The organism is Sporosarcina gallistercoris (assembly GCF_014836415.1).
Lineage (GTDB): Bacteria > Bacillota > Bacilli > Bacillales_A > Planococcaceae > Sporosarcina > Sporosarcina gallistercoris.
This window is the reverse complement of the sequence record NZ_JACSQY010000002.1, coordinates 333,916-347,458: the sequence shown is the minus strand read 5'-3', so window position 1 is coordinate 347,458 and position 13,543 is coordinate 333,916. Positions and strand designations below refer to the sequence as shown.

Here is a 13,543-nt window from a genome sequence, read left to right as displayed (position 1 = left end):
GGGTACTGCGTTTTTTTATAGGCAGATTCATTGCTTTCATATACCCGTGCAGGTATATTTAAGAAAATAGAAAACAACTGGAGGCGTTTCAGATGAGTTGGATCATAGTCCTATTAATTGTTGCATTCTTTGTGTGGCGCATGAAACCGGCAAAAGGTATCCGTACGATGTCCACAACTGAAGTAAAGGCATTGACGAAAGATAAATCGAAGCAATTTGTAGATGTGCGAACACCTGGTGAATACAAAGGCCGCCACGTAAAGGAATTTAAAAATATTCCTCTAAATGATTTAGGGAAACGTATGAGTGAGCTCGACAAAGACAAAGAAACGTATGTAATCTGCCAAAGCGGTATGCGAAGTGCCCGCGCAGCAGGAATGCTGAAGAAAGCAGGATTTTCCGATGTCATTAATGTTAAAGGCGGGATGAGCGCTTGGCAGTAATTGAGTAGAGATATCTACTAAGCACAAACTGACAATTTCCGTAGTTATCTGTGTAAATCATTACTTCATAATGTCGGAATGAAGATTATTTCCCCGGAAATAATCGAAAGTTAGTAATGAATAAGTTGTATCCACCAACTTGCAAACAATTCTAAATTTGATATACTGGTGAGACTAACTGACAGAAAGGGTTGAGTGTGGCTGATGGATAACTAATTCCTGATTTCTCAAAACGAATGATTCGTTGTGTGGAAAAACGGGATTGGTCTGTCCATTTATAATTACCACTTTCAACCTTTGCTGAGTCGATATCATGATGCTCATCAGGAGAGTTGTGGCTTTTTTGAGATGCCGACAGAACCGATCCTTCCGATTAATTTACGGAGGGGTCTTTTTTGTGTTCCCCTCCAACTGGAGGAATGTAAATGTTACGAGGAATAGTAAACAAGGTATCAGTGGGATATGGAGATGTGCATATTTTTAACGAACTCAGCGCAGAAATTCCACAAGGAGCTAAAATAGCAATTGTCGGACCGAATGGGGCAGGCAAAACGACGCTTTTGTCCATCTTGGCAGGAGAACGAGAACCTTCTTCCGGAAGAATGGAATGGATCGGTCGAGCACCTTCCATCTCTTATTACAAACAAGAGGCTGAAACAGAAGACCCCGTGGACTGGACGCAAACTGAGCTCTTTCAAAAACGGAGCCACTGGCACCTCCCAAAAGAAGTAGAATATGCTCATGCAAGTGGTGGAGAGCGAGTCAAACTGCGACTTACCGCTACGCTGGCTGAAAACCGTGAGTTCTTGTTGCTGGATGAACCGACCAACCATCTGGACGCGGAAAGTGTGGAACGGCTCATTGAAACACTTCAAGTACGTGAAGGCACCATGCTGTTCGTCTCTCATGATCGGTATTTCATCGACCATCTTGCAAATATCGTTTATGAGATTGAAAACGGTAAACTGACGGTTTATGAAGGGAATTATACAGACTACCGCAAGCAGAAAGAGCATGAGCGTTTCGTACAGCAAAAGCATTATGATGAACAGCAACAATACATTGCTGAAATAGAAGGGCAAATCGAGCAGCTTGATAAATGGTCTGAGAAAGGGCATGCCATGTCCACGAAACGAGGAGGAGCTAAAGAATATTACCGTAAGAAGGTAAAAAAGCGGAACGTTCAAATCCGTTCCAAGAAAACCCGATTGGAAGCGGAACTTGAGAAAAATCGGGTAGAGGTGCCCGCTACAGAAACATCTGTCTCATTTGAACTGGAAGGGCTGAAGAAGAAAGGGAAGCGCGTGTTGGAGCTGAAAGATGCCGGTAAAGCGTTTGGCAACAAACCGCTCTTTCAACATTCTTCGTTTACTGTGCAGGCAGGTGAGCGGCTTGCATTGCTTGGACCGAATGGTTCCGGGAAAACGACACTGTTCCGAATGCTTTTAGGAGAACTCGATTACGATGGGGATGTCTGGCTATCAGAGGGCATGACACTCGGATACTTGCGTCAAACCGCCTTCGATTTACCGGATGACCAGACAATGGCTCAATATTTTTATTCGCCGTCTTACGAGGAGCAAGGTTTCCTTCGAATTCAATTGACTAACTTGGGTTTTACTGCGGATCAATGGCAGCTGCCTCTCGGTGCCCTTAGTCAAGGTGAGCGGCTTAAAGTGAAATTGCTCGATTTCATCCTCAGGAAAACGGATGTGTTATTGCTGGATGAACCGACGAATCACTTGGATCTACCGTCGTGTGAAGAGCTGGAGCGCACCCTGGAAACTTATCCGGGCACATTGCTGTTTGCATCCCACGATCGATATTTCACTGAGCGTATGGCAGATGGATTGCTGTTATTTGAAAAAGGGACCATTCGTAAAGTACCGTATAGTTTGGTGGAATGGGAAGAACGGAATTCCTCTGCTCCAGTTATATCTTCCGGCCAAGAAAAACTCCGGCTCGAAACGGAATTACAAGCGGTATTAGGTAAGTTGAGCCTGCTGACCCCTGAGAATCCGGAATACAGCAAACTAGATCAGCAATTTCTTGAGTTAACCCGGCTACTGAGGGAATTGAATAGCTGAAAACGAAAAAGCAGAGGCACCCGCGCTCTGCTTTTTTTCCTAGACGGAAAATGAAACCATATCCCATTATGTATTGTCTAATAATTTGAGAGAAAGCGGAGGTGGGGGATTGGAAATACAAGAACGTGACAGGTTGCTTACTGAAGCGATGGATATACATGGAGATTATTTACTTCGTGTCGTATATGCCATCGTAAAAGAGAGGGCCAAAGCGGAGGATATCGTCCAAGAGGTTTTTATTCAATATTACATACATATCGATAAGTTCGAACATCGTTCCTCCGTTAAAACGTACTTATATCGGATAGCGATCAACCAATGCCACAACCTTTTCAAAAGCTGGCATTACCGTAAGCTAGAACTCTCCCATCAAGTTGTCCAGATACTAGTATCCTTTCAAAATACTGAAGAACAAGTGATACACGAGGAATCGAGTGAAGAGTTGAAGAGGCTAATCGAACGGCTCCCGCTAAAGTATAAAGAAGTGATCTGGTTGTACTATTATGCGGAATTGACGGTATTAGAAGTAGGGGATGTACTAGGGTGCTCCGTTAATACAGTAAAGACCAGATTAACACGAGGACGACGACTTTTAAAAGGAATTCTGAAGGAGGAGAACGGCGGATGACTAATAGAGTGCAGAACCACTTGGACGCAACATTGGAGGAACGACTGGTTTTAGAATATACGGTAAAGCAACGTATTCTCTATCAAGCACAACAACGGCTTGTTTCCGAAGGGCCGCCTAAGCGAACAGTTGTGAAGCCGCTCTTGACAGCTGCCGTCTTTGTAGTTGTGGCAAGTGTTCTCTTAGTCCCTTATGTGCAGCAAGAGCAACAAGAGCGCACTTTCCAGGAATTTATATCCAAAGAAACAATCCAAAAAGTCATCGTACCAAATGTAACATATCCGAGTTTAATCAATTCCATTTATGTTGAAGAAAATGCTGAAATCATTCATACCGATGAAGGAGGGATCTATTCGTATTCCATCGACGATCAGGCAGAGACGGTATTGGTAGCGTCAACTGAAAGAATTGAGTTTTCGAGTGTGGATTTAGCAGCAAATGAAAACTGGGTGATATGGGGAGGACGCGGAATCCACATTCTAAATCGGCAAACAGGTGAACAGCATGTGCTGTTAGAAGGCTATGGAAGTTTTCAGTTGGTAGGAGACCAAATGATATATTTAGGGCTTTCCGAAATGCCAGCATATTATGTATATGATTTAAACAAGGAGGAAAAGTTGCTACTACATGAAATAGAAGGTGGTGGTAGTTCACCTGCAGTAACGAAGGAATGGCTGGCAGTGGCAGAAGAAGTGGAAGAAGATAACGGAAACTCATTGAACGTATCCATCTATAATTTAGAGAATCAAGAACTAATACAAACCTATACGCTACCTTATGAAAGTTTCTCCTATCTAACACTTGGTGATGATAGGATCTATGGTAAATTTTCTTCCAATGGAAGTGATGCATCGCTAGGTTATCTTGACTTAGCCACTGGTAAAGTTCATATTTTGGATGTCCCTGAAAATAGCGCCTATGCAATCTATGATGATTATTTAGCTCTAAGCGTGACAAAAGGTGAAAGCGATACTGTAAAACTATTTCGCCTGAAAGAGAGTACTGCTGAACCAATTACGATGTTGGACGGTGTCGGAGAACGACTTGTCAAACCGCGTTTTAATGAATCCGGAAAACTCATCGTAAACGGAGAAGGACCGGAGACGCCGCTTTATGTTATAGACACGAAAAAACCGCAGGGAAACTAAAAACCAGCGGATCCATCGAAGAGCAGGGAGCTCTACGATGGATCCGCTGGTTTTCACTATTTACTGAATGGGCATGAATGCTACTTGCCAAATGCCGTCTTCATTTTTGATCAGTTGAAATCCAGAAGGTGATTCGCTTTCACTTTTTGGGTAATATTCAATATAGCCTTCAATTTTACTTGTCTGAAGAAATCGACCATCTTCAAAATTCCGGTACTGTTGAGTCAATTGTTCAGGTGTACCGCGATCTGATTCAAGGATTGCTTGATCTTCCTCTTTACTCCAGTGAACGTACTCTTTGCGGTCGGTGTAAAGTGCGTAGACGACCTCATAATTTCCTGAATATGAAGCATGAATGTAGAGCTTTGCAACGCTCATTGGTGATAACCCCGCTAAATGTTGAGTATCTAAATCTTTCTCAAATGCAGTGTATACGTTCTGTTCCGAAGTGTTCAAATCAGTGGCAGGCTGCTCACTAACCTGGTCTTCAGGCAGCGTTTGCAAGCCTTGTACAACGCCTGCTACAAGGAGTTGTTCTTTTTCTTCGCCGTCCACGGAATATGAAATTTTAATGGTACGCGTTTTGTCAGGAACTACATTTCTCAATGATACCTCTAAAATTAAGCTACTTTCACCTTCAATTACAAAGTCATGAATATCATTGATTTTTCCAATTTGATCGCGACCATAAACACCAGGATTTTTCATAGCGTCTGCAAGATAGAATGTATAAGAAATTCCATCAGTGGTAGTAAGGGATTGCTGATTCTCTTTGATTAATTCAATGGAATTAATTGTCGCATCCTGTTTTCCATTCCACACTATTGGCATGACAATGTAGTAGGTTTCATTCGCAAGAAATGGTCTTGCTGAAAAGTCCTCTATAGTGAGCACCCCTGAATTATTCGCATCATTGCCTATTATTCCAGCCTGTTTTGTAGAATCTAACAGTTCGCCTTTTACTAGAAAAATACCTATGAATAACAAAGATATCGCTACAATTGTTCCAACTATAGCAGGAACAAATCGAGCTGGACGTTGTGAACGGCGAATTTTTTGTCTGACAACCTGTTTGTGCTGTTGGGTAAATGATTCTTTACGAAAAACGGTCTTGTCAAAAGCGGAACGAATTTTTTTCTCCTTATCTTTCATCCTGATCCCCGCCTTCCAGCAGTTGTGCTAATTGTTCGCGACCTCTCTTTAGTCGGGTGCGAAGGGTGTTTTGATTCACGTCTAGCAGTGCACTGATTTCAGGTACTGTCAGATCCTCGTAATAATAGAGCAAAATGACTTCACGATACGTGAGTGGTAGTGCTAGCACACATTGCACCAACTGTTCATCCTCACTGTTTTGAAGCGTGTGTTCATGTGGAATATATTCTTTAGATCGAAGAAATTGAAAGAGCGGGCTCCCAACAATTACACGCTTGAACCATGAACTTTTCAACACATCTTTACATCGGTTGATTGTAATACGATATAACCATGCTTCAATAGATCGAATTTCATCCAACTGATGAGCTCGATGAAAACAAGTCACGAATACATCTTGGACAACTTCTTGAGCGCGTCCCCAGTCTTTTAGGTAACTGAACGCAAGATTCGTCAATCGGTTTCCATATTGATCCATCAATTGTTCGAGCCACTCATCCTGCTTCCATTCTGGAACGGACTTGTTATCACGAGGCATGCCAATCCATCCTTTCTCACTGCACTCCACTCAGGTGTACCTTAAAGACGAGTGAAAAAGCACGACCGTTTCATTTTTCAATCAAAGAATTCATTTTTCTATCGTTAATCATCAAGCAAGGGGTAGTATACAGGTAAAGGGAGTGATCACGTGATTTCAGAATCAGGATGGAAATTGGACAATAGCTATAGTCGGTTACCAGAAGTTTTTTTTGCAGAAGCGAGTCCGAAAAAGGCCGCGTCTCCCAAAGTGGTCTTGGTGAATGAGGGCCTTGCTGAATCACTTGGACTGCAGGTGAAGAAGCTAAGTCAGGAAGTGCTTTCAGGAAATGAGTTGCCAGAAGGCGCTTCGCCAATCGCCCAGGCGTATGCTGGCCATCAGTTTGGGAATTTCACGATGCTTGGTGACGGACGTGCCATACTTTTGGGTGAGCAATTGACCCCATCTGGAAATCGAGTGGATATCGGCTTAAAAGGATCTGGTCCCACAGCATTTTCACGCGGAGGCGATGGTCTGGCGGCACTTGGACCCATGTTACGCGAGTATATCATTAGTGAAGCGATGTACGCATTGGGCATCCCCACGTCACGGAGTCTTTCGGTGACGTTAACGGGCAATGACGTGCTTCGTGAAACTGTATTACCCGGGGCTGTGCTTGTCCGGACAGCTAGCAGTTATTTACGCGTGGGCACGTTTCAATACGCAGCTGCTCGTCAAGTACCTGAAGATTTGAAGGTGTTGGCGGATTACGCGATAGAGCGGCATTATCCAGAAGTTGCCTCAGAGGAAAATCCATATGAACTGCTGCTCGGAAAGGTTATCGAGCAACAAGCAGCATTGATTGCCAAGTGGCAGCTAGTCGGGTTCATCCACGGGGTCATGAATACCGATAATATGACGATTAGCGGGGAAACAATTGACTATGGACCATGTGCATTTATGGACACATACGACCCAGCGACTGTGTTCAGTTCCATTGATGTGAATGGGCGTTACAAATACGGCAATCAGCCGGGCATTGCATCGTGGAACTTGGCACGGTTTGCAGAAACCTTACTGCCGCTGCTTGATGAGAAACAAGACGTGGCCATTCACATTGCGCAGAAACAACTCGGCCGGTTTGGTGAAATTTTTGAGCGGGAGTGGCTGAATGGGATGCGAGCGAAGCTAGGTTTGTTGGATGAACAACCTGAAGATGAAGCTCTTTCAAAAGAGTTGTTGCTGCTGATGAAAGAGGCTCAAGCAGACTTCACGAATACGTTCAGAGCATTGACAGATGAAAGTGGAGAGCAGCCGGATTGGTTTAGTCAAGATGCCTTTTGCGAGTGGAGAAAAAAATGGATGAAGCGACAGAAGCAACAACGTGCATCCATCAGTGATTCTAATGCATTGATGAGACGCAGCAATCCATCAGTGATTCCGCGAAATCATCGGGTGGAAGAAGCGATCAAGGCAGCAGAGAACGGAGACTTTAGCGTCTTGAACCAGTTAAATCGGGTTCTGGCTTTTCCTTATTCGTATTCAGAAGAGCAGGCGGCATATGGAGTACCACTGGATTCAACAGTTCCTTATCGTACGTACTGTGGAACGTAATTGAGCTCAGTGTAAACCTAAGTTCTGGCAGCACAATCATAAAACAAAAAAACCAGCTTGTAATCGACATTTCTCACTGTCGAGGGAGCTGGTTTTCTTTAGGAATCCCCACACTTCGAGAAATGTTAGGGGGTTTATGAATCGTATCATTAACTTCAAGGAAAAATCAGGCAAGAAAACTTAGGTGGTCGGAGTGGTTTCATCATTCAAAAGGCTGAGGGCGTCTTCGATCAGGCGGATGTCAGTGAGGATTATCATTTTCAATTGAGTGGGCGCAAGTTGATATTCTTCGTTGAGGTGATGTAGCTCACGTACCATCACATAACTTTCACACTCTGTCTGCATATTCTGTCCCTCCTCTATAAGTATTTTTACCCGGTAGATACTAGGGGTAAACTAATTTTTTAAGAATTCAAGAAAAGTTACTGTAACAATTGTTACAAAACGATGACGTGTTTTCATACAAAGCTTGTTGACATGCGAACGATTGCTGCACTATCGTTGAATGAGTAACATTTTCCATACAAAAAAACCAACTCACTTTTATTAGAAGTGTAGTCGGTTTTATTCGCTTTTATTCATTTTGAAACTGTCATCTCGTACTGGTGCATATAAGTTACGCTGTAATATCCCGCTTAGTGAACACTGTATAACTGACGATTAGGAAGACGATAAGATAGACAGCTAAGACTGCTAGCGAGAAGGGCAATGTGATGTCATCATTCAAAACGAAATTAGACTCGTAAATTGTAAGGTCCATGTGTGTGAATAGGAGGTATTTCACGATCTCAAATCTACTTAAGAGACTGACAATGACATTTCCCGTGAAGTAGATGAATAAGGATAGCCCAATTGCCATCCCGCTTGAGCGGAACACGCTTCCAATCATGAACGCGAACGTTGCAGTGATGATTACGTTGACAAATGAGAGGAGTAGCATATAGAGTCCGTGGCTCCATATGGAAACTTCCACGACGTTGCCGCCAGATATAGCGAGAGCTTGCCCGCCCTCTGATGGAAAGAATATGAATGCACTTAGGATAGTAGTGATAAAACCGATGAGCATCAGCAAAATACCGAATAACAAGATGGCTAGATACTTGGAAGTCATGATCTTCCAACGTTTTACGGGACGCGTCAGCAACATTTTAATCGTTCCTTGTGAAAACTCGGATGCAACGATGCCTGCAGCTACAATGACAGTGAGCAATAACGCAATGCTGCCAACTGATGGATTGTAAATCATACTTTCCCGGCTAATGTCATTCAGTGGTGCAATATCATTTGCAAGTCGATATTCATAGATTTGAACATTTTCTTCTGCAAGGCGTTTACTTTCTCCTTTAAGGTCACCCATTTCTAAAGAGGTCTTTTCCATCTCCAAATTACTACGCATATTAGCTTTCCAATCGGATTCCTCATCCATTAGACTACCCGACCATTTCATGATCCCCGCTAAGCCAATAATGAGTATGACCATCAATCCAGCCATGATCCAAGTCCCTTTTTTCGACCACAGTTTCATCCACTCATTTTGAAGCAGTTTCAGCAAGTTGGCCACCTCCTGTCAATTCGAGGAATTGGTCCTCAAGTGTTTTACGATGCGGTTGGATTGCGTAAAGCTCTAACCCGGCTGTAGCCAACGCTTTAACGAGTTCTGGAATTTGTGTTTTTTCCGCTTGGATCACGAACCCTTCGTTGACGCTTTCTGTCTTGAACCCGAGAGATCCAAGGAGTTCAAATGTTTGATCAGCAGGAAAAGCTTCAACATAATAATGAGCTTCTTGTGTCTCACTCATATCGCGCATATCGACTAGCTTGCCGTTTTGAATGACAGCAATCCGGTCACACATGAGTTCGATTTCTGACAGCATGTGGCTCGATACGAAAACAGAAACGTTCTCTGTTTCAGCAATGAGGCGCAAGTAATCTCGGAATTCACGAATTCCTGCAGGATCCAGTCCGTTAGTAGGTTCATCCAGAATCAGGAATTTTGGTCTGTGCAGCAAGGCTTGAGCGAGACCAAGACGCTGACGCATCCCGAGCGAATAGGTACCGACTTTTTCATGGATACGATTTTGCATGCCAACTTGCTTCACGACTTCGTCAATACGTTCTTTTGTTACCCCTTTTTGCATGCGCGCAAAGTGCAGCAAGTTTTTGTACCCGGACATGAATTTATACATTTCCGGATTTTCGACGATGACGCCTACTTTAGACAGCGCTTCTTCAAAATCTGCGGAAAGCGTTTGTCCGTCAATCACAACTTCTCCTCCGCTTTTTTCCATAAGCCCGACCATCATGCGGATGGTAGTCGTTTTACCCGCACCATTTGGGCCGAGAAAGCCTGTGATCTGGCCAGGATATAGCTGCAAACTCAGGTCATCGATAATTTTCTTTCCACGGATCGTTTTAGATAAATTCTTCAATTCCACGATAGGAGTGGGTCCCATGTTATTTCCCCCTTTGTTTCGTACTTAATAGGTAAAATGAAGTCCATAATAAGGTATACGGATAGAAGTTCATATAGTTTCATATTTTTGGGAATGATAAATAAACGGTTGTTGCTTTCCCCATTTTGTCTCAATCACGAGTACAATGAAGAAAATCGATAATGCACTTAGGAGGAAGAAATGATGGAGATAGGAATTAGCACGTTCGTTGAGACAACGCCTGATCCGGAAACAGGAAAGGTGAAGAGTCATGCAGAACGCTTAAGAGAAGTGGTGGAGGAGATTGTGCTCGCAGATCGGGTGGGGCTCGACGTATTCGGTGTCGGTGAACATCATCGGGCAGATTACGCAGCCTCTTCGCCAGCGGTATTGCTTGCCGCGGCGGCTTCGCAAACTTTTAACATCCGATTGACCAGTGCAGTTACCGTATTATCTTCTGCGGATCCAGTACGCGTATTCCAAGACTTTGCGACACTTGACGGAATCTCGAATGGACGAGCTGAAATTATGGCGGGGCGGGGATCATTCATCGAATCGTTCCCGTTATTTGGACAAGATCTGTCGGATTATAATGAGCTGTTCAATGAAAAATTGGATCTGTTATTGAAATTGCGTGAAACGGAAATGGTTTCATGGGATGGAAAACACCGACCGGCAATTGACGGAAGAGGTGTATATCCGCGTCCTGTACAAGATCCTTTACCCGTCTGGATTGGCAGTGGGGGAAACCCTGAATCTGTCGTACGAGCAGGAAAGTTAGGACTGCCACTTGTACTTGCGATAATCGGAGGACGTCCTACACAATTTGCCCCACTCGTGCAGTTATACAAGCGAGCTGCGGCTGCAGCAGGGCATGACGTGACAAAATTAAAGATTGCCTCCCACTCGCATGGATTCGTTGGGGAAACGACTCGGGCAGCTGCAGATGCATTTTTCCCTTCTACACAATACGCCATGAACGTAATTGGCAAAGAGCGTGGTTGGGCACCCTATAATCGAGATGCGTATGATGATGCACGAAGTCTGGAAGGGGCATTGTATGTAGGTGATCCGGATTATGTGGCGAAAAAGATTATCAAGTTGCGGAAAGAAGTCGGAATTACAAGATTCCTGCTTCACGTTCCTGTCGGTTCCATGCCACACGACGAAGTGATGAGTGCAATCCGTTTGCTCGGTGCGGAAGTGGCACCGCAAGTCCGGGAAGCAATTGCGGAATGGGAAACAGAATCGTGAGATGAATAAAGGGAGGGCGGCAGTGTGTTTGTAGACACTGTCGCCCTTTTTTAGTCAGGATAAAGGAGCTACACCAAATAACCACTTTTGAATAACCCAGAGAACAAAAAGGACGACTGCATACTTGACTAATTTCCCCCCTCCTTTTTTATCAACAAAGAGGAAGATGAGTGCAAAATAGGCCGCCTCAATTCCTGAAATCACCCATTCGGACAGGTGCAGCCATACCCCGATACTTGCAATGACAAGTATGACGACAAGGTGAATTCCGTCGTGTGGTTCATTGACGGTTTCGTCTTGAGTTGTTTCTCTCATGAAGCAAAAGCTCCTTTCATAATAATTACCTGTTCCGAAGGAGAACCCGCTCGTTTCCGGGTGTAACCCGCCCGTTCCGAAGGAGAACCCGCTCGTTCTCGGGTGTAACCCGCCCGTTCCGGAGGAGAACCCGCTCGTTTCCGGAGTCAACCCGCTCATTCCGGAGGAGAACCCGCCCGTTTCAGAGCAACATCCATCCACATACCCCCGGATTTAATAGTTCTGCAGAAAACATCGTAACAGCCAATTCATACACCGCCATGAATCCACATAAACTCTAACAGTGGATGAGTTGTGGGACAGGCGACCTAGCCCAACGTTCTGTAACCAAATCATTAAATTCTGATTATTCTTTATTGTAACAGTTTATTCCACAGAAAATTGATATACTAAAGAAAAATTGAAGGGAATTGGTGTTGAATGCTAAACAAACGAAATGGAAAACAACTTCTTTTACTTGCTTTGTTAGTCGCTGTCGCATATCTCCCGATTGCATATGAGCAAACATTTCCAGCAATCGCCGCTTCAGCAGCACTCATTACTACACCTGCAAATGCATCCTCTGCACTTTCCAAAAAATTGGACGTCCTGCTAGCAGATCCGAAGTTGCAGGGCGGGATTACAGGAGTGAGTGTCAAAAATGCGGAGACGGGCGAATCGGTCTATTCTCATATGAGTGATATTCGTTTGCGGCCTGCGTCCAATATGAAATTGCTGACAGGAGCCGCAGCTTTAGAGGTGCTTGGACCAGACTATCGATTCCAAACTGAAGTGGCAACGACGGGGAAGCAAAAAGGATCTGCACTTCACGGGGATGTATATTTAATAGGAAAAGGAGATCCGACGCTTCTTCAAAGCGACCTGGTGAAGTTTGCGAAGCAGTTGAAGCAACAAGGCATCAAAACCATTCAAGGTGATTTGTTTGCAGATGACAGTTGGTATGACGATGACCGGTATTCCCAGGACTTGAATTGGTCGGATGAATTCAACTATGTGGGTGCACAAGTATCGGCTCTCACGCTTTCGCCGAATGAAGATTATGATACAGGGACAGTCATTGTAGAGGTGAAGCCGGGGGCAAAAGCGGGCGCGCTTCCGGACATTTCGTTAACACCTGCAACCAAGACATCCGTTATTGTGAATAAAGCGACGACAGTTGGAAAAGAAGGTAAAAAGACGATTTCCATCCACCGGGAACATGGGACAAATCGAATTATTGTGGAAGGCTCCATTCCGGTCGGTGCCTCAAGTTCACGTTCATGGACGGCGGTTTGGCAACCATCGGAACTTGTGCTCGATGTATTCCGGAATGCCTTGAAGAAGGAAGGTATTCAAGTGAATGGAAAAAAAGGACTTCAGCGTGCAATAACACCCAAAAACGCTAAAACGCTCGCAATCAAAAAGTCCATGCCGCTAAATGAAATCTTCATTCCGTTCATGAAGCTGAGTAACAATGGACACGCAGAAATGCTCATGAAAGAAATGGGAAGAGTCGAAAAGGGGGAGGGAAGTTGGAACGCCGGCCTTGCGGTAATGTCTGAAACGCTTGAAGGACTCGGTATTGCAAAAGATACGGTGTTGCTGCGAGACGGCTCCGGCATGTCACACAAAAATCTAGTCTCATCAGAAACGTTGACGACGCTTCTCGTCCGGGCCCAAGAAGAGTCTTGGTATCCTGCGTTCAGAGAATCGCTGCCACTTGCAGGCGAAGCGGAACGCATGGTTGGCGGAACCCTTCGCAATCGTCTTAAAGGGGAGTCGACTAAAGGGAATGTAGCTGCGAAAACGGGTTCGATCACAGGTGTATCCACACTGTCAGGGTACGTGACAACAAAAAAAGGAACCCCTCTCGTGTTCTCAATCATGATTAATAATTATATTACGGGACCTGTGACACAAATAGAGGACGCCATCGCAACTGCAATCGCGGAAGCCGATTTATAAATGAAAGCA

13 protein-coding genes are annotated in these 13,543 nt (G+C 44.4%); 7 read left to right on the top strand and 6 right to left on the bottom strand.

The features are described 5' to 3' along the window. The first annotated feature begins 92 nt into the window (after nucleotides 1-92). The 4 genes from H9659_RS04985 to H9659_RS04970 all read left to right on the top strand — a co-directional run bounded on the left by H9659_RS04985 (nucleotide 93) and on the right by H9659_RS04970 (nucleotide 4,306). Nucleotides 93-443 (top strand): rhodanese-like domain-containing protein, encoded by a 351-nt coding sequence (locus H9659_RS04985; protein WP_191688818.1) that lies wholly within the window; start codon nucleotides 93-95, stop codon nucleotides 441-443. A gap of 425 nt (nucleotides 444-868) precedes the next feature. Beyond that, nucleotides 869-2,530 carry a ribosomal protection-like ABC-F family protein gene (gene abc-f, locus H9659_RS04980; protein ID WP_191688817.1) on the top strand — a complete coding sequence of 554 codons (1,662 nt, stop codon included), beginning with the start codon at nucleotides 869-871 and terminating at the stop codon, nucleotides 2,528-2,530. A gap of 109 nt (nucleotides 2,531-2,639) precedes the next feature. After that, nucleotides 2,640-3,158 carry a sigma-70 family RNA polymerase sigma factor gene (locus tag H9659_RS04975; RefSeq protein WP_191688816.1) on the top strand — a complete coding sequence of 173 codons (519 nt, stop codon included), beginning with the start codon at nucleotides 2,640-2,642 and terminating at the stop codon, nucleotides 3,156-3,158. Beyond that, nucleotides 3,155-4,306 (top strand): hypothetical protein, encoded by a 1,152-nt coding sequence (locus H9659_RS04970; RefSeq protein ID WP_191688815.1) that lies wholly within the window; start codon nucleotides 3,155-3,157, stop codon nucleotides 4,304-4,306. Before H9659_RS04975 ends, H9659_RS04970 begins: the two co-directional genes overlap by 4 nt. 60 nt (nucleotides 4,307-4,366) lie before the next feature. On the opposite strand, the gene H9659_RS15370 is transcribed toward H9659_RS04970, so the two are convergent. Together H9659_RS15370 and H9659_RS04960 are read right to left on the bottom strand one after the other, a co-directional pair. Then, entirely contained in the window at nucleotides 4,367-5,458 is a 1,092-nt protein-coding gene (locus H9659_RS15370; RefSeq protein ID WP_225217649.1) for a helix-turn-helix domain-containing protein, read from the bottom strand. Continuing rightward, the gene (locus tag H9659_RS04960) at nucleotides 5,448-5,996 is read right to left on the bottom strand and encodes a sigma-70 family RNA polymerase sigma factor (protein ID WP_191688814.1); all 549 of its coding nucleotides are present in this window, start codon (nucleotides 5,994-5,996) and stop codon (nucleotides 5,448-5,450) included. Before H9659_RS04960 ends, H9659_RS15370 begins: the two co-directional genes overlap by 11 nt. Before the next feature lie 153 nt (nucleotides 5,997-6,149). On the opposite strand from H9659_RS04960, the gene H9659_RS04955 reads away from it, so the two are divergent. Further along, nucleotides 6,150-7,589 (top strand): protein adenylyltransferase SelO, encoded by a 1,440-nt coding sequence (locus tag H9659_RS04955; RefSeq protein ID WP_191688903.1) that lies wholly within the window; start codon nucleotides 6,150-6,152, stop codon nucleotides 7,587-7,589. 180 nt (nucleotides 7,590-7,769) lie between these two features. Here the strand turns inward: H9659_RS04955 and H9659_RS04950 are convergent, their stop codons facing one another. The 3 genes from H9659_RS04950 to H9659_RS04940 form a co-directional block, all read right to left on the bottom strand. Further along, nucleotides 7,770-7,934, bottom strand: a complete 165-nt coding sequence (locus tag H9659_RS04950) for a hypothetical protein (RefSeq protein ID WP_191688813.1) — start codon at nucleotides 7,932-7,934, stop codon at nucleotides 7,770-7,772. Nucleotides 7,935-8,205: 271 nt separating this feature from the next. Continuing rightward, complete coding sequence (locus H9659_RS04945; protein ID WP_318240689.1) at nucleotides 8,206-9,150, bottom strand: ABC transporter permease; 945 nt, start codon at nucleotides 9,148-9,150, stop codon at nucleotides 8,206-8,208. Then, complete coding sequence (locus H9659_RS04940) at nucleotides 9,119-10,042, bottom strand: ABC transporter ATP-binding protein (RefSeq protein ID WP_191688811.1); 924 nt, start codon at nucleotides 10,040-10,042, stop codon at nucleotides 9,119-9,121. Before H9659_RS04940 ends, H9659_RS04945 begins: the two co-directional genes overlap by 32 nt. Before the next feature lie 183 nt (nucleotides 10,043-10,225). Here H9659_RS04940 and H9659_RS04935 point away from each other — a divergent pair, with 183 nt between their 5' ends. Then, a complete protein-coding gene (locus H9659_RS04935) occupies nucleotides 10,226-11,275 on the top strand; it encodes an LLM class flavin-dependent oxidoreductase (protein ID WP_191688902.1) in 1,050 nt (349 codons plus the stop codon). 54 nt (nucleotides 11,276-11,329) lie between these two features. Here the strand turns inward: H9659_RS04935 and H9659_RS04930 are convergent, their stop codons facing one another. After that, nucleotides 11,330-11,749 (bottom strand): hypothetical protein, encoded by a 420-nt coding sequence (locus H9659_RS04930; RefSeq protein WP_191688810.1) that lies wholly within the window; start codon nucleotides 11,747-11,749, stop codon nucleotides 11,330-11,332. Nucleotides 11,750-12,010: 261 nt separating this feature from the next. Between H9659_RS04930 and dacB the strand changes: the two genes are divergently transcribed. Beyond that, nucleotides 12,011-13,534 carry a D-alanyl-D-alanine carboxypeptidase/D-alanyl-D-alanine endopeptidase gene (dacB, locus tag H9659_RS04925; RefSeq protein ID WP_191688809.1) on the top strand — a complete coding sequence of 508 codons (1,524 nt, stop codon included), beginning with the start codon at nucleotides 12,011-12,013 and terminating at the stop codon, nucleotides 13,532-13,534. Nucleotides 13,535-13,543: the final 9 nt, after the last annotated feature.

Coding starts and splice junctions, on each gene's coding strand:
- H9659_RS04930 (WP_191688810.1), bottom strand. CDS start 11,749: ATGAGCGGGTTGACTCCGGAAACGAGCGGGTTCTCCTCCGGAACGGGC.
- dacB (WP_191688809.1), top strand. CDS start 12,011: ATGCTAAACAAACGAAATGGAAAACAACTTCTTTTACTTGCTTTGTTA.
- H9659_RS04940 (WP_191688811.1), bottom strand. CDS start 10,042: ATGGGACCCACTCCTATCGTGGAATTGAAGAATTTATCTAAAACGATC.
- abc-f (WP_191688817.1), top strand. CDS start 869: ATGTTACGAGGAATAGTAAACAAGGTATCAGTGGGATATGGAGATGTG.
- H9659_RS04935 (WP_191688902.1), top strand. CDS start 10,226: ATGGAGATAGGAATTAGCACGTTCGTTGAGACAACGCCTGATCCGGAA.
- H9659_RS15370 (WP_225217649.1), bottom strand. CDS start 5,458: ATGAAAGATAAGGAGAAAAAAATTCGTTCCGCTTTTGACAAGACCGTT.
- H9659_RS04985 (WP_191688818.1), top strand. CDS start 93: ATGAGTTGGATCATAGTCCTATTAATTGTTGCATTCTTTGTGTGGCGC.
- H9659_RS04960 (WP_191688814.1), bottom strand. CDS start 5,996: ATGCCTCGTGATAACAAGTCCGTTCCAGAATGGAAGCAGGATGAGTGG.
- H9659_RS04950 (WP_191688813.1), bottom strand. CDS start 7,934: ATGCAGACAGAGTGTGAAAGTTATGTGATGGTACGTGAGCTACATCAC.
- H9659_RS04970 (WP_191688815.1), top strand. CDS start 3,155: ATGACTAATAGAGTGCAGAACCACTTGGACGCAACATTGGAGGAACGA.